18 protein-coding genes are annotated in these 19,619 nt (G+C 70.8%); 1 reads left to right on the top strand and 17 read right to left on the bottom strand.

Translation table 11 applies throughout. The annotated features are described in order from the left end of the window. Nucleotides 1-12: 12 nt before the first annotated feature. The 17 genes from ACZ6EM_RS34860 to ACZ6EM_RS34780 form a co-directional block, all read right to left on the bottom strand. Complete coding sequence (locus ACZ6EM_RS34860) at nucleotides 13-765, bottom strand: thioesterase II family protein (RefSeq protein WP_452178759.1); 753 nt, start codon at nucleotides 763-765, stop codon at nucleotides 13-15. Then, nucleotides 762-977: an MbtH family protein gene (locus ACZ6EM_RS34855; RefSeq protein ID WP_401045699.1), complete on the bottom strand. Its 216-nt coding sequence runs from the start codon at nucleotides 975-977 to the stop codon at nucleotides 762-764. The genes ACZ6EM_RS34860 and ACZ6EM_RS34855 overlap by 4 nt, the downstream gene beginning before the upstream one ends. 36 nt (nucleotides 978-1,013) lie before the next feature. Then, nucleotides 1,014-2,402 (bottom strand): condensation domain-containing protein, encoded by a 1,389-nt coding sequence (locus tag ACZ6EM_RS34850; protein ID WP_465774167.1) that lies wholly within the window; start codon nucleotides 2,400-2,402, stop codon nucleotides 1,014-1,016. A gap of 89 nt (nucleotides 2,403-2,491) precedes the next feature. Further along, nucleotides 2,492-3,172 (bottom strand): 4'-phosphopantetheinyl transferase family protein, encoded by a 681-nt coding sequence (locus tag ACZ6EM_RS34845; RefSeq protein WP_465774166.1) that lies wholly within the window; start codon nucleotides 3,170-3,172, stop codon nucleotides 2,492-2,494. Nucleotides 3,173-3,245: 73 nt separating this feature from the next. Continuing rightward, a complete protein-coding gene (locus ACZ6EM_RS34840; RefSeq protein ID WP_465774165.1) occupies nucleotides 3,246-3,974 on the bottom strand; it encodes a hypothetical protein in 729 nt (242 codons plus the stop codon). Further along, nucleotides 3,974-5,680, bottom strand: a complete 1,707-nt coding sequence (locus ACZ6EM_RS34835; protein WP_452178764.1) for a non-ribosomal peptide synthetase — start codon at nucleotides 5,678-5,680, stop codon at nucleotides 3,974-3,976. Before ACZ6EM_RS34835 ends, ACZ6EM_RS34840 begins: the two co-directional genes overlap by 1 nt. Further along, nucleotides 5,680-5,862: a hypothetical protein gene (locus ACZ6EM_RS34830; protein ID WP_465774164.1), complete on the bottom strand. Its 183-nt coding sequence runs from the start codon at nucleotides 5,860-5,862 to the stop codon at nucleotides 5,680-5,682. The genes ACZ6EM_RS34835 and ACZ6EM_RS34830 overlap by 1 nt, the downstream gene beginning before the upstream one ends. A 34-nt stretch (nucleotides 5,863-5,896) precedes the next feature. Continuing rightward, a complete protein-coding gene (locus ACZ6EM_RS34825) occupies nucleotides 5,897-7,087 on the bottom strand; it encodes a cytochrome P450 (protein ID WP_465774163.1) in 1,191 nt (396 codons plus the stop codon). 88 nt (nucleotides 7,088-7,175) lie between these two features. Next, nucleotides 7,176-7,871: a thioesterase II family protein gene (locus ACZ6EM_RS34820; RefSeq protein WP_465774162.1), complete on the bottom strand. Its 696-nt coding sequence runs from the start codon at nucleotides 7,869-7,871 to the stop codon at nucleotides 7,176-7,178. Continuing rightward, nucleotides 7,868-9,535, bottom strand: coding sequence for a non-ribosomal peptide synthetase (locus ACZ6EM_RS34815; protein ID WP_465774160.1), 1,668 nt, complete (start codon nucleotides 9,533-9,535; stop codon nucleotides 7,868-7,870). Before ACZ6EM_RS34815 ends, ACZ6EM_RS34820 begins: the two co-directional genes overlap by 4 nt. A 32-nt stretch (nucleotides 9,536-9,567) precedes the next feature. Continuing rightward, nucleotides 9,568-10,341, bottom strand: a complete 774-nt coding sequence (locus ACZ6EM_RS34810; RefSeq protein WP_401054391.1) for a thioesterase II family protein — start codon at nucleotides 10,339-10,341, stop codon at nucleotides 9,568-9,570. Nucleotides 10,342-10,390: 49 nt separating this feature from the next. Then, on the bottom strand, nucleotides 10,391-12,148 hold the full coding sequence (locus ACZ6EM_RS34805; protein WP_465774159.1) for an ABC transporter ATP-binding protein: 1,758 nt from the start codon (nucleotides 12,146-12,148) through the stop codon (nucleotides 10,391-10,393). Further along, entirely contained in the window at nucleotides 12,145-13,881 is a 1,737-nt protein-coding gene (locus tag ACZ6EM_RS34800; RefSeq protein ID WP_452178769.1) for an ABC transporter transmembrane domain-containing protein, read from the bottom strand. The genes ACZ6EM_RS34805 and ACZ6EM_RS34800 overlap by 4 nt, the downstream gene beginning before the upstream one ends. Before the next feature lie 211 nt (nucleotides 13,882-14,092). After that, nucleotides 14,093-15,358: a condensation domain-containing protein gene (locus tag ACZ6EM_RS34795; protein WP_401052446.1), complete on the bottom strand. Its 1,266-nt coding sequence runs from the start codon at nucleotides 15,356-15,358 to the stop codon at nucleotides 14,093-14,095. Nucleotides 15,359-15,378: 20 nt separating this feature from the next. Then, nucleotides 15,379-16,521 carry an acyl-CoA dehydrogenase family protein gene (locus tag ACZ6EM_RS34790; protein ID WP_465774158.1) on the bottom strand — a complete coding sequence of 381 codons (1,143 nt, stop codon included), beginning with the start codon at nucleotides 16,519-16,521 and terminating at the stop codon, nucleotides 15,379-15,381. Nucleotides 16,522-16,597: 76 nt separating this feature from the next. Then, nucleotides 16,598-17,671, bottom strand: a complete 1,074-nt coding sequence (locus tag ACZ6EM_RS34785; protein WP_401044365.1) for a threonine synthase — start codon at nucleotides 17,669-17,671, stop codon at nucleotides 16,598-16,600. A 277-nt stretch (nucleotides 17,672-17,948) separates the two neighbouring features. Beyond that, a complete protein-coding gene (locus tag ACZ6EM_RS34780) occupies nucleotides 17,949-18,872 on the bottom strand; it encodes a TauD/TfdA dioxygenase family protein (RefSeq protein WP_465774157.1) in 924 nt (307 codons plus the stop codon). A 266-nt stretch (nucleotides 18,873-19,138) separates the two neighbouring features. Between ACZ6EM_RS34780 and ACZ6EM_RS34775 the strand changes: the two genes are divergently transcribed. Further along, the gene (locus ACZ6EM_RS34775; RefSeq protein ID WP_401044359.1) at nucleotides 19,139-19,402 is read left to right on the top strand and encodes an acyl carrier protein; all 264 of its coding nucleotides are present in this window, start codon (nucleotides 19,139-19,141) and stop codon (nucleotides 19,400-19,402) included. Nucleotides 19,403-19,619: the final 217 nt, after the last annotated feature.

Genomic DNA, 19,619 nt, shown 5'->3' with positions numbered 1-19,619 from the left:
AAGGGCTTCGGGTCAGTGGCCGTGCTGCCGGGGCACGGCGGCGAGCCGCCCGGCGATCTCGGCGAGCACGGCCGGACGGGCGGAGTGCAGGAAGAAGTGGCCGCCGGGAAACATCCGCAGGTCGAAGCCGCCGGCTGTGAGCTCGCCCCAGCGCGGCATCGCCGCGATGCCCGCGGGATCGTCCTCGGTCCCGCCGAACGCCGTGACCGGGCAGGTCAGCAGCGGCCCGTCGGTGAACCGGTAGGTCTCGACCACCGCGAGGTCGGCCCGGATCACCGGGAGCATCAGGCGCATCAGTTCCGGGTCCGCCAGAACCGCTTCCGGTGTCGCGGACCAGGAGCGCAGTTTCCCGATCAGCTCCTTCTCCGGACCGGCGTGGTACGCGCTCTCCTTCCGGGCTTGGGGCGGTACGCACCCCGAGACGAACAGCCGGGTGGGCGAGCCGATCTCCATCCGCTGCAGGGTGCGGGTGAGGTTCCAGGCCATCAAGGCGCCCATGCTGTGTCCGAAGAATGCGAACGGACGGTCCAGGTGCTGGATGACCGAGGGCACCAGGACGTTGAGCGCCGCGCCCATCCGGTCGAACAGCGGGGCGCCCAACTGGTCTTCTCTGCCCGGAAGTTGTACCGACCACGGCTCGATGTCGGCGGGCAGGGCGGCGGCCCAGTCGCGGAACACCGAGGCACCGCCGCCGGCGTACGGGAAGCAGAACAGCCGCGTGGCCGCCTGTGGCCGCTCGGCGAGCGGCCTGACCGTCACCCTCATCGGCCGGTCCCGCCCGCCGTCTCCCGGCGCAGGGTCAGCGGACGCATGTCCGTCCACACCTCGTCGATGTGCGCGAGACAGGCCTCCTTCGAGCCCCGCTCGCCCGTCTCCCGCCAGCCGGCGGGCAGCTCGCGGCCCTGCGGCCAGATGGAGTACTGCTCCTCGGAGTTGATCACCACGACGTAGCCGTCGTCGTCACGCTGTCCGTCCATGGGCCCTTCCTTTCGGTGAGATGGCGCAATACCGGCTCAGGCGTTCGGCGTCCCGGGCCGGGAGGCTCGCAGGGCTCCCAGCCGACGACGGCCGGCGGGTACGGTCCGCGCCGCCCGCCGGGCCCGCGCCAGCGGCTCCGCCAGGGCGGCCAGCGGGACCGTCACGTCCTCGACGACCGTCCGCAGGACGGCCAGAAAGGCCGACCGGACCTCCTCGGCCTCGGACTTCGCCAGCCGTCGGGAGTTGTAGTTGAGCCGCAGACCGAGCCGGTCGCCGTCCGGCTTGCCGAACAGGCAGAGGTCGAGCTGCGAGGTCTGCCGGGCCGGGGGCAGGAAGTCCGCGAACTGGAAGGAGGTCGAGAAGACCGGGTTCCGGCCGGGTCGGGATTCCACATCGAGCTTCTCGAGCAGCAGGGTGAACGGATAACGGCTGTGCGCATAGGCGCCGATGCTCACGGCTCTGGTCCGGCGCACGACCTCTTCGAAGGGGTCCGCACCCGACATCCGCACCCGGACGGAGAGCGGGTTGACGAAACTGCCGAACATGCCGTTCAACTCCTTGGTGTCCCGGCCGGAGAACGGGACGCAGACCACGATGTCGTCGTCGGCGCTGATGTCTCGCAACGCGACCGCGTAGACGCTGAGCAGCAGGATGTGCGGCGTGACGCGCAGCTTCTTGACCAGTGCCGCCAGCCCTGCGGCCGTGTCGGCCTCGACGTCGAACTCCAGCGTCTCGTTCACCACCTCATCGGCGGGCGCGTCGTAGTCCCCGATGCGCAGCCGCGGCAGCGGGGCGGCCAGCTGGTCGAGCCAGTACACCTCCATGGCCTTGCTCCGGTCGCTCGCCAGCCACTCCCGCCGGCCCCGTACGAAGGCGTCGTAGGTCGTCGGGAGTGGGGGCAGCTCCGGCTCTCCATCCGCGGCGAAAGCTCGGTAGCAGAGCAGCAGTTCGCGTATGAGGATGCCCATGCTGGTGCCGTCCGCGATGATGTGGTGCACGTTCACGTGGAGGCAGTGGTGGTCGGCGGCCAGCTTGAACACCTTGAACCGCACCGGCGGGGTGGCGAGTTCGTCGAAGGGGGTCGCGTTCTCGTCCCGGACGCGCCGATTCAGTTCGGCCGTCGGATCAGCCGCGCCGGTCAGGTCGACGAGCGGCACGTCCGGGTCGAATTCGGGCAGGACACGCTGGCGCGGACCCTCCGGAGTGTCCCGGAAGGACAGCCGCAGCGCTTGGTGCCGGTCCGTCAGGAAGGCTGCGGCACGGCGCACGGCGACGATGTCCACCGCCTCGTACAAGTGCTGCCAGTGCGGAAGGTTGGATTCCGCCCGGCCCTCGTCCAGCTGATGCTGGAGCCACAACCCCCTTTGACCGTTCCACAGTTCGAACCAGGCCCTGTCACCCTCGAAATCGTAGGGGTCTTCCACTTGGCCAGCCAATCTTCACATCAATGGTTTACAGAATTCCCGGACCGACGTGACCGATTCAGAGAGGATTTCCACTGCTTCCGAGGATTTCAATGGGGCGGGCCGGAGGTGCACGGCCGACCCGGAACGGCGCTCGCGGCCTGGACCAGCCCGTCCGCCACCCGCCACCGCCCCTCGAAGAAGACCGGGCCGGCCCCGTCGGCCGTCGACTCCGAAGCCGGCAGCTGGGCGGTGAAGGTCCCGTTCTCCGGGTCGAGGACGACTTCGGCGTCGACGAAGTCGAGCACGATGCCGCCCAGGGGGTACCACGCCTTGTAGACGCTCTCCTTGACGGCGAAGAGCAGCGTGTCCCAGTGCACCTCCGCGTCCCGGCGGAGGAGCTCCGCGAGGTGGCGCCGTTCGGCTTGCGACGTGATCAGGCGCAGGCCCCCGTCGGGCAGCGGCTGGTGGACCTCCGCGTCGATACCGAGGGAGCGGAATGGCCCGGCCCGGGCGACCGCGGCCGCCCGGTAGCCCGAGCAGTGGGTCATGCTGCCGACCACGCCGCACGGCCACTGCGGTGCCCCCGCCGTGCCCCGGAGGATCGGGGCCGGGGGGATGCCGAGCCGACCGAGGGCGGTTCGGGCACAGTGCCTGACGGTGGCGAACTCGCGGCGCCTGGCGACCGGTGACCTGGCAACCGCCTCGGCCTCCCCCGGCTGCAGCGGGACGTCGGGCAGATCACCGTGCGCCTCCTCGACCTCCACGCCGGGCGGCAGGAGGGTGATCACGAGGCGGCCCCGTCGAGTTCGGCCGTCACGGCTTCCACCGCTTCCGGGGTGGGTACGTCGACGGCGTCACGCTCTACGAGGGCAGGCTGCACGGCTCCTCCTTCTCCCCGGTGGCCAGCAGGTTGGTGAGCAGGACCTTCACGGCAGGCGCGTGGAACAGCTCCTCCGCCGTCACATCGACCCGGTGCACCGCCCCGGAGCCCGGCCAGTCGAGCGCCTCGCTCAGCAGGACGTGGGTGGGAGCCGGCGGGGCCTGCGGGGGCACCGCCGCGGTCAGAGTGAAGCTGAGCCAGGCCCGCTGCCCCTCGGTCAGTTCGACCAGGATCTCCTCGTCGAGCCCGGGCGAGCAGCCGACGATCACCGAGAGCAGGAAGGAGCCGGCCAGGGTGAGCGCGTCACCGGACGGCAGGCCGGTGATCACGGGCACCTCGGCGGACTCGTCCATGGCCAGGGCGAGGTCGTCCAGCAGTTCCTGAGGAGTCTTGGGATCGGCCGGTGCCGGGTCGAGCACGATGAGCGGGACGTCCGGCCCGGGCAGCGCCTCCACCAGCGCCGAGGCCAGGCCGACGGCCGAACAGTAGGCCAGCACCGCGACCGGGAGCGGCCCGGCGGCGGTGATCCGCTCGGCCCAGTGGGCGGCCTGCTCAGCCGTCCCGACGACTCCGTCGGCGAGGCCGGGGTAGTGCAATGGGTCGATCCTGAGGGTCCGCTCCCGCCAACCGTCGGGCAGGATGGCGCCGAAGGTCCTCCGGGGCACCTCGTTCCCGAACTCCAGTATGACGAGGGGCCGTTGGTCCTGCATCACTCTGCACTCCTGACGGCTTCGTCGACCTCGGCGGAGAAGTCCGCGAGGACCGGATGGTTGAAGATGGCCTGCAGCCCGATCTTGATGCCGAACTGCTCACGCGTCCGGGACACCGCCCGGGCGGCGATCAGCGAGTGCCCACCGATCTCGAAGAAGCTGTCCCCGGAGCGGGGGAGGTTCCCGGTCAGCTCGGACCAGATCTCGGCGATCCGCGCCTCGGTGGCGCCGAGGGGGGAGGGCTCGGCCGCGGCTGCGACCGGAGTGTCCGGCAGGGCCTTCCGGTCGATCTTGCCGTTGGGTGTCAGCGGCATCGCGACGAGCCGGTGCAGCCCGGTGGGGAGCATGTACGCGGGCAGCCGACCGGTCAGTGCGGCGCGGATGTCGCCCGGCTCGGCCTCGCCGCAGAAGAAGGCGCGCAGCGATCCGCCGTCCTGGTCCGGCACGTGGACGACGGCCGTCTGGTCCACTCCGGGAACGGCCAGGATCTCCTGCTCGACCTCGGCCGGCTCCACCCGGTGACCGCGGATGCTGACCTGGGCGTCCCGCCGCTCGACGAACTCCAGCTCGCCGTCGGCCGTCCAGCGGCAGAGGTCGCCGGAGGAGTACCAGCGGTTCTCGTCCTGGTCGGCGACGAACCTGCGGCCGGTGAGCTCCGGGTCGCCCCGGTAGCCGAAGGCCAGGACGTCGCCTCCGATCAGCAGTTCCCCGGGCACACCGGGCTCGGCGACCTCGACCCCGTCGGCATCCACCAGCCGGACCTTCGCGCCGGCGATGGGGCGTCCGATCACCGGCGCGCCCTCGGTGGGGCAGCGGCGCAGGTCCGCGCTGGCGGTGGTCACCACGGTGGCCTCGGTCGGCCCGTAGTGGTTGAAGACCGCGGCGGGGAAGCCGGCCGGCGGGCTCACCCGAAGACGGTCCCCGCCGGTCAGCAGGACGGCCAGGCCGACGGGCGGGGCCGGGAGGGCGAACAGTTGCTCGGCGAGCGGGGTGCTCAGGAAGCAGTGCGTGATGGCGCTCCGCTCGATGAACTCGGCGATCACCGCGCTGTCGACGATCAGCCGCTCGGTCGGCAGCACCAGCGTCGCCCCGCTCGCGAGAGCCGCCCAGACCTCCCAGACCGTGGCGTCGAACCCCAGCCCGGCGAAGGCTCCCACCCGCACCCCGGGCCGGGTGCCGTAGGTCTCCCGGTGCCAGGACACCAGGTTCGCCAGGCCCGCGTGGCCGACCTCGACGCCCTTGGGCGTACCGGTCGAACCGGAGGTGTAGATGACGTAGGCCAGCGGGGCCGGCGACACCGACGCCGGGGCCGCCCCGGTGCTGTCGAGTACCGGAACACCCGCGGGCACCCGTCCGGCGAGCCCCTCCTGCGCGAGCACGGCCACCGGCCGGGCGTCGTGCAGGATCGCCTCCACCCGGCCGTCCGGCAGTGCCGGGTCGAGCGGCAGGTACGCGGCACCCGCGAGCCAGCTTCCGAGCTGTGCCACGATGCCCTCGATGCCGCGCTCGAAGAGCAGACCGACGAGGCAACCGCTCCGGTGGCCCTCGGCCTGCCGTATGCGTCCGGCCACCGCGGCAGCCGCGTCCCAGAACTGACGGTAGGTGAGCTTCTGCTGGCCGCACTCGACCGCGACCACGTCCGGATGCGCGTCGACGATCGCGCCGAGCATCCGGACCACCGTCCGTTCGTTCACGATTCCCTGCATCAAAGACCACTCCTGTCCCCGGTAAGCAGTTCCTGGTCCGCCCGGGCGACGCGCTCCACCACGTCCCTGTCGCCCCGGTGATCCTGGTGGGTGAGGAACTGGCGGAGGTGGTGCCGCGACACCCGCTCCCCACCGATGAGGCTGTCCGCCGACTCCGGGGAGCCGCTCGTCACTCGTGTCATCCCAACTCTCCTTTCAGGGATCTGCGGTCGGCCGTCAGGAGGCCGTGCCGCGCACGGCCAGGCGTTCCAGGAGGGTGATGCCGAAGTGCTGCCTCGTCACCGGCGGCCCGTCGAGGGCGAGATCCGCCCACCTGCCGGCGAGGCGCTCCAGTACGATCTCGGACTCCATCCGCGCCAGCCCCGCCCCCAGGCAGTAGTGCGCGCCGAAGCCGAAGCTGAGGTGCCGCCTGATCTCGCGGTCGTAGTCCAGAAGGTCCGGGTCGGCGAAGGCGGCCGGGTCGCGGTTGGCCACGCCGAGCATCAGCAGGACGAGATCCCCCTCCGCGATCAGGTGACCGGCCGCCTCCACCGGCGCGGTGGCCACCCGGGCCACCTGCTGGACCGAGGTGTCGAAACGGAGCAGCTCGTCGACCACCGAGCCCGGTTCACCGCTCCGCAGGTCGGCCCAGGCATCGGCGTGCAGCGCGGCCCGAACGGCCTTGCCGATGAAGGTCGAGGTGGTCTCGAACCCGGCGTAGATCAGCAGGCTCGCCGTGGCCCAGACGTCGGCGGCCTCGATGACGCCCCCCCGGTGGGCGTTGCGCAGCAGCCAGAGCCCGGTGCCCTCGTGGACCTCCGAGCGCAGGGCCTCGTCCACCACGTCCGCGATTTCCCGCAAGGCGCGATGACCCCTGGTCCTGACCTCCGGCAGGTAGTCCGCCATCAGCAGCGCCGCGATGTCGGGCGCCCAGTCGTGCAGCCGGGGCGCGACCTCCCCGGGCAGCCCCAGGATCCGGCAGATGACCCGGCTGGAGAGCGGGACGGCGAGTTCCGCCATCACCTCCAGCCCGTCCGTCCGCCCCGCCAGGAGCTCGTCGACGAGCTCTTCGACGACGGGACGCATCGCGGCGAGCCGGTCGGCCGCGAAGAGCGGCGCGACGACCCGGCGGGCCGCCGCGTGCTCGGGGTCGTCGTTGAACATGAACCACCTGCGCACGACCTCTGCGGCCCGCCCCCCGCCCTCTCCCTCCCGGTGCAGGGTGGTGGTGCCCCGCTGTGGCCAGGCAGCCGACAGTGCGGGGTGCCGCAGCAGGGCCGTCGTCTCGCGGAACCCGGAGACGATCCACACCTCCAGGTCCTCGTCCCAGCGGACCGGCTCCTCCTCCCGCAGCGGGAGGTAGTCCGCGCAGGGGTCGGCCGCCGGACGGTCGTCGTCGCGGTAGGGGCAGCGTGGGGCCCGTGTCACGGTCACTTGGTACTCTCCGGGTTCTGGTCGACCCGGCGCGGCGGGGCGACCGACGACTGGCCGGGGGTCACCGGTGCGGCGGCCGGGCTCAACACGGCTCCCCCTTCGTACAGATCGCCTCGACGGCGGCCACGAGCTGACGCTCGGCGGAGTGCAGGAAGAAGTGGTCGCCGCGGATTTCCTCTGCTCGGAAGGGACCGTCCGTGTAGTCCGCCCACGCCTCGACCGAGGACAGGTCCGCCTCGTCGTCCGTGTCCCCGTAGAACGCCACCACCGGGCAGCCGACCGTACCCGGGGTGCCGGTGCCGTACTCGCCGAGGATCCGGTAGTCGGCGCGGATGACGGGGAGGTAGATCTCCATCAGCTCCTCGTTCTCCAGCAGCTCCTTCGGAGTCCCGCCCAACGCGGCCAGTCGCTCGATGAGTTCGGCGTCGGAGAGTCGGTGGCTGTCCGCGTCGGCGGCCGGCAGCCGGGGTGCGCGGCTGGCCGAGACCAGCAGCGCCGACGGCTCCGGAGCGCCCTTGGAGCGGAGCAACTTGGTCAGCTCGAAGGCGATCACGGCACCGTAGCTGTGGCCGAACAGCACGTACGGCGAGGCCGGGTCGAGCTGCCGGTACAGGTCCGCGAGCAGGGCTGCCAGTTCGTCGATCGGCTCCTCCACGCAGCGTGAGCCCCGGCCGGGGAGCTCCAGCGGCACGACGGTGACGCGGTCCGGCAGGTGCCGCTGCCACGGGTCGTAGACGCGTGCCGAGCACCCGGCGTAGGGAATGCAGTAGAGGTTCAATTGGGCATCTCCGTACGGAGGATGTGGTCGGTCAGCGAGGCGACGGTCGGGTGCCGGAAGATCTCCTTGATCGGCACCCGGATGTCGAGGCCGTCGGTGAGCCGCTTCTGGAGCACCGTCAGGAGGACCGAATTCCCGCCGGCGTCGAAGAAGTTGGTGTTCTCGTCGACGGAGTCCGCGGCGAGCGTCTGCCGCCACGCCTCGGCCACGAGTGCCCGGACGTCCCCCGGGGGCGCCGCGGCGGGCGTTTCGGCGGCCTGCACCGCCCGGTCGCCGGCGGCCGGGCCGGCCGCCAGCCCGATCCGGTCCACCTTTCCTGTGGTGGTGCGGGGCAGCGCGGACAGGGCAGTGATCCTGGCGGGGTGGTGGCTCGACGGCAGCCGGTCCTTCAACCAGCCCTGGAGGTCCGCCTCGGCGCGCTGTACCACGAAGGCCACCAGCGCCGCGGTGTCGGGCCGGTCGGCGTCCTGGACCAGCACGACGGCCTGCGAGACCTCCGGGTGCTCCTCCAGGACGGCCTCCACCTCGCCCAGCTCGATCCGGTGTCCGCGCAGCTTGACCTGGCTGTCCAGGCGGCCGAGGAACTCCAGTGCGCCGTCCGGTCCCCGTGCGACCCGGTCCCCGGTGCGGTAGACGCGGCGGCGGCCGTCGGGGGTGTCGCCATGCAGGAAACGCTCAGCCGTCAGCTCCTCCCGGTTGAGGTAGCCGTGCGCCAGCCCCTCCCCGTAGAGCAGGAGTTCACCGCTCTCGTCGGTGAGGAGGCCCACCCCGGCCACCGGCTCGCCGAGCGAGATCCGCTCGGCGGAGTCCACCCGCGCCGCCGTGGACCAGAGGACTCCCTCGGTCGGGCCGTACACGTTCCAGAGTTCACCGCACCGCGGCAGCAGCTCCCGGGCGAGACTCGGGGTGAGTGTCTCTCCGCCGGTCCACAGTCGGCTACCGGGCGCACCCTTCCAGGCGGAGGCCGTGAGCATCCGCCAGAAGCTGGGGGTGGCCTGGACGACGTCCGGCGCGGCCCCCGCCACCAGCTCCGCGAAGGCGAGCGGATCCGCCCTGGTCTCCTCCGGGACCACCGTGAAGGAGGCCCCCACGGTCAGCGGAAGGAGCAGTTCCACCAGCGAGATGTCGAAGGACAGCGCGGCCATCGCCAGCACGCTCTCGCCGGCCGCCAGCCCCGGCCGCTCGGCCAGGCCGGCGAGGCGGTCGATCAGGGCCTGGTGGCCCACCATCACGCCTTTGGGCTGCCCGGTCGAGCCGGAGGTGTACAGGATGTAGGCGATCTCACCCAGGTCCGGTTCCCTCGGCGGCGACGGAAGTCCGTTCCCCTCCAGGGCGAACTCGCCCTCGGCCAGCTCGCGCAGCAGCAGGGCGGGGCGGGCGTCGTCGAGGACCCGGGCCCGCCTGGCCGGCGGGCTCTGCCGGTCGAGCGGCAGCACGGCGCAGCCCGCGGCGTTCGCGGCGAGGATGCCGACGGCCCCGCTGAACCGGCTGGACGCGTCGAGCGCCACGACGGAGCCCGGCCGGACCTTCGCCGCTATCCGCTCGCCGAGGTCTCCGGCCAGCGCGGCGACGTCACGGTAGGTGTAGGTGCGTGCCGTCCGCGCGGCCACGGCCTCGGGCGTCCGCTGCACCTGAGCCTGGACGACATTCCACACTGTCTCCACGCGAGCCCCCTGGGTTCGAAAAGAAGTACTGGTCAGTGGCCGACGGCCGGGAGCGCCCGGGACACGCTCCGGAGCACGGCCTCCCGCTCGTCGTTGAGGAAGAGGTGGCCGCCGGGGAAGACCTCCACCTCGGTCCGGCCGGTGGTCAGCTCGGCCCAGCCCTGGAGGTGCTCCTCGGCGACCCTGGGGTCCGCGTCGCCGCCGAAGGCCGAGACGGGGCAGGTGAGCAGCTCGCCCGGCCGGTAGACGTAGCCGGCGAACAGCGAGAGGTCGGCCCGGAAGGTCGGCAGGATGAAGGCGGCGAAGTCCGGGTTCTGCAGCAAGGTCTCCGGCGTGCCGTTGAGACGGCGGAGCTCGTTGATCAGCTCCTCGTCGGAGAGGTCGAGTTCGCTCGGCTTCCTGGATTCGTGGGCCGGTAGCGCCCGGCAGCCGGACACCGTGATCCGGACCGGCTCCAGCCCCTGCTCACGCTGCAGCCTGCGGGCGAGCTCCCAGCTGACGATGGCGCCCATGCTGTGCCCGAAGAAGGCGAACGGCCGGTCCAGGTACGGGAGCAGGGCGGGGAGGAGGACGTCCAGCAGCTCTTCCAGGTCCGCGATCGGCCGGTCGAAGAACCGGTCCTCGCGACCCGGCAGCTGCACGGCGTATGCCTCCACTCCTTCCGGGAGTCCGGCGCCCCACCCCCGGAAGACCGAGGCGCCTGCCCCGGCGTACGGGAAGCAGAAGAGCCGGAGGGCGCCGGGCTCGGTCCGGCCGGGAATCGGCCGGACCCAGCTCTGGGCGGTCTGCGGTGGTGCCGAGTGCATGGGGTTCCGCTCCTACTGGTCGGGAGGGGTAGGGAGGGCTGGGGCGTGCTCAGGCGCCGTGCCAGGACTTCCACAGCGCGGCGTACCCGCCGCCGGCCGCCAACAGCTCGTCGTGACTGCCCAATTCGGTCACCCGGCCGCCGTCCATGACCGCGACCCGGTCCGCGTCGTGGGCGGTGTGCAGGCGGTGGGCGATGGCGATCACGGTGCGTTCCTTGAGCACGGCCGCCAGCGAGCGCTCGGTGTGCCGGGCCGTGGTCGGGTCGAGCAGGGAGGTGGCCTCGTCCAGGATCAGCGTGTGCGGATCGGCCAGGACCACCCGGGCCAGGGCGAGTTGCTGGGCCTGCTGGGCGTTCAGACGGAGCCCGCCGGCGCCGAGTTCGGTGTCCAGCCCGTCCGACAGCTCGTCCACCCAGTCGATGTCGACGGCGGCCAGCACCGCGAGCAGGTCCTGGTCGGTCGCGGCGGGCGCGGCGATCAGGAGGTTGTCCCGGACGGTGCCGAGGAAGACGTGATGCTCCTGGGAGACCAGGACGACGTGTCGGCGCAGCTGGGCCGGGTCGAGCTCGGCGACGGGCACCTGCCCCACCGTCACCCGTCCGGTGCGGGGCGTCTCCGCGCCGGCCAGCAGCCGGCCCAGAGTGGACTTGCCGGCTCCGGACGGGCCGACGATCGCCAGCCGCTCGCCCGGACGGACGGTGAGGTCGACGCCGTGCAGGACGTCCCGCTCACCCTGGTAGGCGTACCGGACGTCGACCACGTCGATCCGGTCGTCCTCGGGCCGGCCGCCGCCGGTCACGGCCGGGGCGTCCACCTGGCCGACGCCCTCGACTCGGGCGAAGGAGGCGTTGCTGCGCTGGAGTTGGTCGAGCCAGAGCAGGACCTTGTCCAGCGGCTCGGAGAGCTTCCAGAAGTAGAGGGCGCAGGCGACCACCGCGCCGGTGGTGACCGCGCCGGTGTCGCGCAGGGCGGCGCCGAGCAGCAGGATGCCGGCGACCGGGGCGATGTACGAGAACTCGACCACGGGAAAGAGCACGGTGCGCAGGCTGAGGGTGTAGGTACGGGTGCCCCGGCAGCGCTCGACGGCCTCGGCCGTGGCGGCGATGCGGCGGTCCTGGAGGCCCAGGGCCTCGACGGTGCGGGCCCCCGTCGCGGTGGAGGTGAGGATCTCGATCAGCGCGGAGTTGGCGGCGCCTTCGGCGAGGTAACCCGTGTGTGCACGGCGCAGGTACCAGCGGGTGGCGAACCAGATCCCGGAGAGGCAGAGCAACCCGCAGATGCCGAGCAGCGGGTTGACCGCGAGCATGGCGACCAGGATCAGGAGGATCTGGACGAGCGCCACGGAGACCTCGGGCCCGGCGTCGCGCAAGGTGGTGCCGACGGTGGCGACGTCGGCGGTGCCGCGCGTCAGCAGGTCACCGACGCCGGCGCGTTCGGCCACCGAGGCGGGCAGGGCGAGGGAGCGGTCGACGAACCGCTCTCGGATCCGTGCCAGGGTCCGCTCGCCGAAGCGGTGGGCGGCGTAGCGGGCGAAGCGGCCGAGGAGCAGCTGCGCGAGCGCGAAGCAGAGGATGCCGAGGGCGAGTCGGTCGACGTGTCCGGTGCCGGCGCCGCCCCGGACGTCGTCGATGATCCGGCCCAGCAGCCAGGGGCCGCCCAGACCGGCGGCCGCGGCCAGTCCGTTGAGGGTCAGCGTCGCGGCGACGGCACGGCCGTCCTGCCTCATCAGGCGCACGGCGGCCCGGCGGACCTCGGCGGGACCGGCGATCGGGAGCCGTCCGGGGGCGGTCTCGGTCTGAGCGGTCATCGGACGGCCTCCTCGGCGGGCGTGGACTCGGTGGCGGTTTCGCCGCGAGCCACCAGCGCGCGGTAGCCGGGCTCTGTCGCGAGCAGTTCCTGGTGCGGGCCGGCCGCCGCCAGACGGCCGTCGACGAGGTAGCAGACGGTGTCGGCCTGCTCCAGGAGGACGGGGGAGGTCGAGGTGAGGGCGGTGGTGCGCCCGGTGCGCGCCCGGCGCAGCCCGGCGGCCATGGCGGCCTCGGTGTGGGCGTCCACGGCGGAGGTGGGCTCGACCAGCAGGAGCACCTCCGGGTCCGCCAGCAGGACACGGACCAGCCGCAGCCGCTGGCGCTGACCGCCGGAGAGGTTGCTGCCCTGGGCCTGGATCATGGTGTCCAGGCCATCGGGCAGTGCCTGCACGATGTCCTCCGCCGCGGCATCTCGGACGGCCTGGGCGATGGACGGGCCGGTGTGCTCGGACCGGCCGTCGACCACGGTGCGCAGCGTGCCGGAGAAGAAGTCGGCGTCGTTGTCCGCCACCACGATCCGCCTGCGGATCTCGGCCAGGGCGATCTCGGCGAGCGGCACGCCGCCCCAGGTCGCGGCGGATGCGCTGTACCGGCCGAGCCGGTCGACCACGGCCGCGGAATCGGCTGGGCGGGCGCTCACGATCGCGGTCAGCCGGCCCGGGGCCAGTTCCACACCGGTGTCGGCGTCGTGCAGGGCCGATGGCTCGTCATGGGCCGGCCGCAGTGTTGCGGCGTCTTCGAAGGCGGGCTTCAGGTCGAGCATCCGGACGACCCGTCGAGCCGCGACCAGACCCCTGGTGAGGTCGTATCCGCTCTCGATGAAGCTGGCGACCGGTACCACCAGGACGGCGACGTAGCCGTAGACGGCGACCAGCGTGCCGATCGTGATGGTGCCCTCGGCTGCCATCCGGGCGGCCAGCCAGGTCACCAGCGCGAGGAAGAGGGCGGGCAGGCCGACCGAGAGTGCTTGGATCCAGCTGGTCACGGCGCCGACCCGGTAGCCCTCGGCCTGCAGGTCCTGCGATCCGCGCAGGTAGCGGCCGGCCAGCATCTCCTTGCCGCCGATGCCGTTGAGTACGCGCATGCCGCCGATGATGTCCCCGAGCCGGGCGGTCAGCGCCCCCTGCTGCGCGCGGTACTTGGACTCCGCGCCCTGGAGGCGTTCCAGCAGCGGCCCGACGACGACCGCGAGCAACGGCACCCCCAGCAGGACCACGAGGGCGAGCGCGACGGAGACCGACAGCAGCAGCGCGGCCGCCACCAGGTACGCCACGACAGCGCCGACGCCCGGGCCGGTGATCGTCAGTGTCTGGCTCATCTGCGCGACGTCGCCCACGCCGATGCTGGCCACCTCGCCGGCCGTCACCTTGCGGGGCAGTTCGGCACCCAGCCGGGTGGAGTGCGCGACCACGACCTTGATGGTCCGGAAGGTGGCGTCCATCCGGACCCGCGTCATGATGCGGTGGCGCATGATGCCGAGCCATGCGTTGAGCAGCGCGGCGCCGATCAGTGCGGCCACCCAGCCGACCAGGACTCCGGTCTTCCCCCGCTGGAGCCCGTCGTCGATCGCACGCTGCATGAGGTACGGCGGCAGCAGGAGGCCGACCATCCAGAGGGTGCCGATCACCGCACCGCCCGTCACCCGTCGGCGCTGACTCATGGTCAGCCACCACAGGTAACGTGCGGCACTTCGGTGATCCGGGGTTCCCGGATCGGCATACGAATCCGTCATGAGTTAAATCCTAACCATCTTTCCTGGGCCTTATCCAGATTTTCCTTCCACCTCCCGACCGTCTGTGGCTATAGTCACCACGGACAGGAGGTGGTCATGATGAAGAAGCAGCTTCGAGGAATCTGTGCAGGCTTCTAGTACTGGCTCGACCAAGCCCAGGGATGCCGAAGTGCGGGGGGAAGAAGCGTTTCTCCCCGCATTCTTCCGCTCTTCAGAACATTCGCCAAGGATTATCCAGTGAAACTTCCGCCAGGGAGTTCTCGGACCCCTTGGACATATTGATGAGACCAGCCTCGATCGACGCCGCGAGAACGGCTGGGAGATTTCCGTCGAGATAATCGCGGCTCGCGCCCACTCCGATGAGAATTCCCTTCCCCGTGGCCACTGCCAGGTGGAAGTTCGGCCCTGACCGCTGGGTGGACGGACGCCACTCGATCCCGGTGCGCAGGGAGGACCCGGCGGCCGGCTCGGCGTCCACATCGCCGAGGAAGTTGTAGTGCTTGGCGAAGGCGGTGGGGTCCGTCTCCGGGAGGCCGGCCTCCCGGAGACTCTCCTTCAGCGCGTCGACGTCGTAGCAGCCGTTCATGTACGCCGTCATGGACTGGACGTAGCAGGCCCGCAGATACTCCAGCGGGTGGGCCTCCTCGTCGACCGTGACGGTCACCGGGGCGAACTGGTTGAGCGAGCCGACCAGCGGCGCCCACCGGGTGGTGAGCCGGTTGGCGGCCATCAGCGCGAAGGTCATCCGCTCGGTGCGCTTGAGCCGGGACAGCGCGAGCGCGCCGACGCCGAGCACCACCGACTGGACCGAGATCTTCAGCCGGTCGGAGAGCTCCTGCGCGGCGGCCAGTCCCTCCGGGCTGTAGAGCGACGCCCGGCGTCGCTCGGTGGCGTCCTCCGGATCCCGGTCCGCCGGGACGAGCCGGCTCCAGGCCTCGGTCCAGTGCCGGACGCTCCGGGTGCCCGGTTCCTCCTGCTGCTCCTGCGCCATTTCCAGCGGCTGCACCACCGGCCCGAGCGCCCCGCCCTCCAGGAGGACACCGAGTTGCTCCTCCAGCACCCGCAGCGCACCGTTGTCGGCCGCCACGTGGTGGATCACGGTGACCAGGTGGAGCGCATCCCCCTGGTGAGTGGTGACGAACGCGCGCCACGGCAACTCGGTCTCGATGTCGATCGGCTCGACGGCCGCCTCGGCACCCAGCCGCAGGGCCGCCGCGAAGCTGTCCTCGGCCAGCTCCAGCGCAGCCACCCGGGACGGGCGGTACGGGTGGACCGTCTGGGCCGGCGTCGGGCCGCTCAGGTCGTAGGTGGTCCGCAGCGACTCGTGTTTCTCCACCAACTGGAGCCAGGCGTCCATGACTTGGGCCGCGCCGAGACCGAACGGCACCTCCCAGACACTGACCAGATTGGCGACCGCCCGATGGTCGGGGCCGTGTGTCTCCAGCGAACGCAGGACCGACAGCTGACCGTATGTCACCGCCCCCGTCCGGAGCTCGCTCACAGCCGGGCCGCCCGGACGGCGAACTGACCGAGCATGGTCTGCTGGATCTGCGTCGTGCCCTCGATGATCTCCATCACCTTGGCGTCCCGGTAGTGACGCTGAACGGAAGCCTCCGCCCCGATGCCCTGGGCACCGTGGATCTGCACCGCGTCGGCGGCCGCCTTGACGGCGATCGTCGAGGTCCGGTACTTCGCCAGCAGGGTGTGGTTGACGGACTCCGTCTCCCCCCGCTCCTTGCTCACCCCGGCGTGGTAACAGAGCAGCCGGGCCGTGATGGTGTCGGTGAGCATGTCGGCCAGCAGCTGCTGGACCAGCTGGTGGTTGCGGATCTCGGTGCCGTACTGGGTGCGGCGGCCGGCGTACTCCGTCGAGGCCTCCAGACAGGTCTGAGCCAGACCGACCGAGCCCCAGGCGGTGCTGTAGCGGCCGAGGTCGAGGGCGCTGGAGGCGACGAAGGTGAGGCCGAGGCCGGGACGCCCGACCAGGTTGGCGGCCGGGATCCGGCAGTCGTCGAAGGTGATCCGGCCGAGCATCGAGCCGCGCAGGCCGAGCAGACCCTCGATCGGCTCCACCGACAGGCCGGGAGTGTCCCGCTCCACCAGGAAGGCGGTGTGCTGCCCGTCGAACGTGGCGAAGACCAGGAAGAGGTCCGCGATCTGCGCGAAGCTGATCCACTTCTTGGTGCCGCGCAGGACGACATCGGCGCCGTCGGCCGTCGCCGTGGTCCCGACGGCGGCGGCGTCACTGCCGACGTCCGGCTCGGTCAGGGCGAAGGCCGCCAGCGTTCGGCCCGAGGTGATCCGGGGGAGCCACCGCTGCTTCTGCTCCTCCGTTCCCCACTTGTGGATCGAGTGGGCGACCATGTCCTCCACGGCCACGAGGTTACGGATCGACTGGCAGCCTCGGCCCAGTTCCTCGGTGAGCAGTCCGTATTCGACCCAGTCCATGCCGAGGCCGCCGAACTCCTTCGGGACGGGCGCGCCAAGGTAGCCCTGCCCGGCCAGGTCGGCGACGATCTCCCGGGAGACCACTTGCTCGCGGTCGCAGCGGTCCGCCTGCGGGACCAGGACACGGTCGGCGAAGGCACGGAACTCGGCGTGGCGCTCGGCCTGCTGCGGGGTGAGGTGACTGAGTATCAACGCATTCCTTGCGAACGTGGGGGCGGGCGCATCACTCCGGTGGGAGCGGTGGCATCCGGCTCGGAGAGGGGGAGGCTCAGCCGGCGGTGGCGGCGGCGAGGGCCGGTGCGGCGTCGGCGGCGGTGTACCGCTCACGGCCGGTCAGGTTGACCAGGACGACCTGGTCCGGGGTGATCCGCCGGGCCGCGGCCTCGTTGCGCAGCGCGGCAATGGTCGCGGCCGAGGAGTGGCAGACGTCCAGCCCCTCCAGCTCGCGGAGCATCGTACGGGCTTGGACCAGTTCGTCCTGGCTCACCGAGACGATGGAGCCACCACTCTCGGTGGCGATGTCCCGCATGTAGGGATAGGTGGCCCGGCCGTCGCCGAGCAGGATGGCCCGGGCCAGACCTGTCGGGTGCTCGATGACGTCGTCCTCGGTGAGCTCGGCCCGTCCCTCCCGCCAGGCCACGGCCATCGGCGCGCAGGTGTCCTGCTGGACCATCACGAAGCGGGGCGAGGAGGTGAGCCGGCCGCAGGCGAGGTACTCTGCCACGCCCTTGCGGACGGCCATCATCCCCATGCCGCTGCTGATGGCCTGGACGACGACGTCGGGCTTGTCGTCCATGGCGTCGAAGGCTTCCAGGTAGGTGAGCTTCAGGCCCTCGCGACGGGCCCAGTTGAAGAACCCGCCCTCCCAGACCAGCCCCTTCCGGGCTGCGAACTCCTGGGCCGCCCGGGTGGCTTGTGCGTAGGTGCCGTCCACCACGGTGAGGGACACCCGGTCGCCGGTCTCGATGTCGTGGTCGCCGGTGAAGTCACGGCCGCAGAAGAAGTGTGCCCGCATCGAGTGGTCCTTCTGCACGGCGCGGGCCAGGGCGGTGGAGCTGTTCCCGGTGCTGGAGGCGACGAACTCCTTGATCCCGAACTGCCGGAACACGGCCAGGACCACGGAGGCCAGCCGGTCCTTGGTGGTCCCGGTCGGCTGCTGGGACTCGTCCTTCACCCAGAGGCGGGGCAGACCGATGACCGCTCCGAGGCGCGAGGCCGGACGGCAGGGGGTCCGCACACTGATGTCGGCGTCGAGTAAGTGCTCGGATTCGACCGGAAGGAAGTCCAGGTAGGTCAGCTCAGGCCGGCCACCGTCACGCTCGGCGACGTTCTCCAGGTTCATCCTGGGATCGAGCGCACCCGAACACCGGGGACATCGGAGCCGGAATTCCGGATCGGATTCCCAGCCACAGTCGACGCATAACAGGCGGTACTTGGGTGACGCTTCGGCTTTTGCACAGTGGTCGACGACCGGCATTTTGCTTTTCCCCCACAGAAGTTACCGGAGAATGGACCGACTGGCCCGAATCTATGCCGGAGCCACGATGCCAGTACATCTACATATGACCGAGTTGACCTGCATGGACCACCTGATCGCCGTGGCGTCACGGCGCGGCCTCTCAGGCCAGCGCTTCGCACCGCTCTCCCATGAGGGCACGCGACACGAAGCCGTCGGGCCCGCGGGGCACGTCGCCGACGACGGTGGTGCGGTGCACGATCCGCTCCTCCTGGAACATCAGGCCGTCCACCGGACCGGCATGGGCCACGGCGCGGTTGTCCCACATGACGAGGGTGTCCTGCTCCCAGCGGACCCGGGCGTGGATCTCGTCCCGCCCGGCGAGCTCGTCGAGAAGGAAGTCCAGCAGGGCCGCGCTCTCGCGGGGCTTGAGACCGCGGATGGCCTGGAGGAAGACGGCGCTGACGAGCAGGCTGCGCGCACCGGTCTCGGGGTGCACCCGCACCAGCGGGTGCACGGCCGCGAAGGGGCCGGCCGGCTTGCCGTCGAAGCGGGGCGCCGCCGTCGGGACGTGTCGGGAGTGTATCGCCTGCAAGGTGTCGACGTACCCCCGGAGGGAAGACGACAACCCTTCGTAGAGCGCTTCCAGATTGGCGAAGAGAGTGTCGCCGCCGACCGGTGGAATCTCGACACCGCGCAGAATGGTGATGGCGTTCGGATTGACCACGAAGGTGCTGTCGACATGCCACTCGGTCCGCAGGCGCCGCGGTGTCGTTCCCTTCAGCGGATGACTGAGGCCGGCCTCGGCCTCGACCAGCGCCCGTCGCTCCTCCGACAGTGCGGTCCGCAACACGGCGGGGGCTTCGCTCAGACCGTTCACGATGGGATGTGCCGCGGTGGCACCACCCAGAGCATTGGTGAGTTCAACCTGTTGCGCGTCACTCATCGGCTGATTCCGGAAAACGAGAACTTTGTGACGCACCAGGGCCTCGCGAAGGCGGGCCACTACGGCCGGCGACAGCTCCGCCGCGAGATCGACGCCTTCCACCTCCGCGCCAGTGATAGGCGTGAGAGGCCGAAAAGTCATTTCTGACACCAGATCCCCCAGCGGTGTGTGCCTGTGCGATCAAACGTCGGCCACCCTACCCCAGGGCACCCACGTCCTGTCGAGCCTTCGACCAGGGAAAGCGCGCCGACTTGACAAACTGTTGCTTTACTACGCCCGTTTCACACCAATCTCGCCCACCTGACCCAACGCTACACAATCTGGACATCAACCATCTCCCAAGCAAAAAAAGAGACTTGACGATGTCTCAGCAACACCATAGGGTCAATTACCTGGATAGGCCTCGAATGCAAGAGATCTGGGAACACAAAATGTCGAACGCACAGTCCGACGACTTGATGTCGGTGATTTCCGAAGTATTCGCCCCCCTTGAAGTCGCGCTGGACAGCACTTTCGACGACCTCGGAGCCACCTCCGTGTCGCTGCTCCGCCTGATGGTCTCGATCCAGAGCACGTTCGACGTCGATCTGGACGTCGTCGACATGTTCACCGTGGCCAACGTCGGTGAACTGGTCCAGCTCGTCGAGGAGCGGGTCCCCGCTTCGAAGTAGTCCCGCCACGGACGGACCCGAGCGATCCCGTCGCTCGCCCCGGGGCCGGCGCACACACATGAGGACGCGGGGTCGGAGTCCGTCCCCGCCGTCCCCGTCCCGAGGCCTCGCAGAAGGTCGAAGTCCCCGTGCAGGCCGCCGCCGGAGCTCCGGCTCGAGGCCCGATCGCACCCGACCGGGACAGTCTGTCGCACCTGACGTCGCCGGTGGACACCGA

The sequence above is a fragment of the Kitasatospora sp. NPDC041917 genome, from assembly GCF_055589745.1.
The sequence above is the reverse complement of the archived record's forward strand: the minus strand, read 5'-3'. Positions and strand labels throughout refer to the sequence as shown.

What these genes read in the sequence shown, in the direction of transcription:
- ACZ6EM_RS34785 (WP_401044365.1), bottom strand. Translation starts at nt 17,671, where the DNA reads ATGAACCTGGAGAACGTCGCCGAGCGTGACGGTGGCCGGCCTGAGCTG.
- ACZ6EM_RS34805 (WP_465774159.1), bottom strand. Translation starts at nt 12,148, where the DNA reads ATGACCGCTCAGACCGAGACCGCCCCCGGACGGCTCCCGATCGCCGGT.
- ACZ6EM_RS34810 (WP_401054391.1), bottom strand. Translation starts at nt 10,341, where the DNA reads ATGCACTCGGCACCACCGCAGACCGCCCAGAGCTGGGTCCGGCCGATT.
- ACZ6EM_RS34855 (WP_401045699.1), bottom strand. Translation starts at nt 977, where the DNA reads ATGGACGGACAGCGTGACGACGACGGCTACGTCGTGGTGATCAACTCC.
- ACZ6EM_RS34830 (WP_465774164.1), bottom strand. Translation starts at nt 5,862, where the DNA reads ATGACACGAGTGACGAGCGGCTCCCCGGAGTCGGCGGACAGCCTCATC.
- ACZ6EM_RS34835 (WP_452178764.1), bottom strand. Translation starts at nt 5,680, where the DNA reads ATGCAGGGAATCGTGAACGAACGGACGGTGGTCCGGATGCTCGGCGCG.
- ACZ6EM_RS34840 (WP_465774165.1), bottom strand. Translation starts at nt 3,974, where the DNA reads ATGCAGGACCAACGGCCCCTCGTCATACTGGAGTTCGGGAACGAGGTG.
- ACZ6EM_RS34775 (WP_401044359.1), top strand. Translation starts at nt 19,139, where the DNA reads ATGCAAGAGATCTGGGAACACAAAATGTCGAACGCACAGTCCGACGAC.
- ACZ6EM_RS34800 (WP_452178769.1), bottom strand. Translation starts at nt 13,881, where the DNA reads ATGACGGATTCGTATGCCGATCCGGGAACCCCGGATCACCGAAGTGCC.
- ACZ6EM_RS34780 (WP_465774157.1), bottom strand. Translation starts at nt 18,872, where the DNA reads ATGACTTTTCGGCCTCTCACGCCTATCACTGGCGCGGAGGTGGAAGGC.
- ACZ6EM_RS34860 (WP_452178759.1), bottom strand. Translation starts at nt 765, where the DNA reads ATGAGGGTGACGGTCAGGCCGCTCGCCGAGCGGCCACAGGCGGCCACG.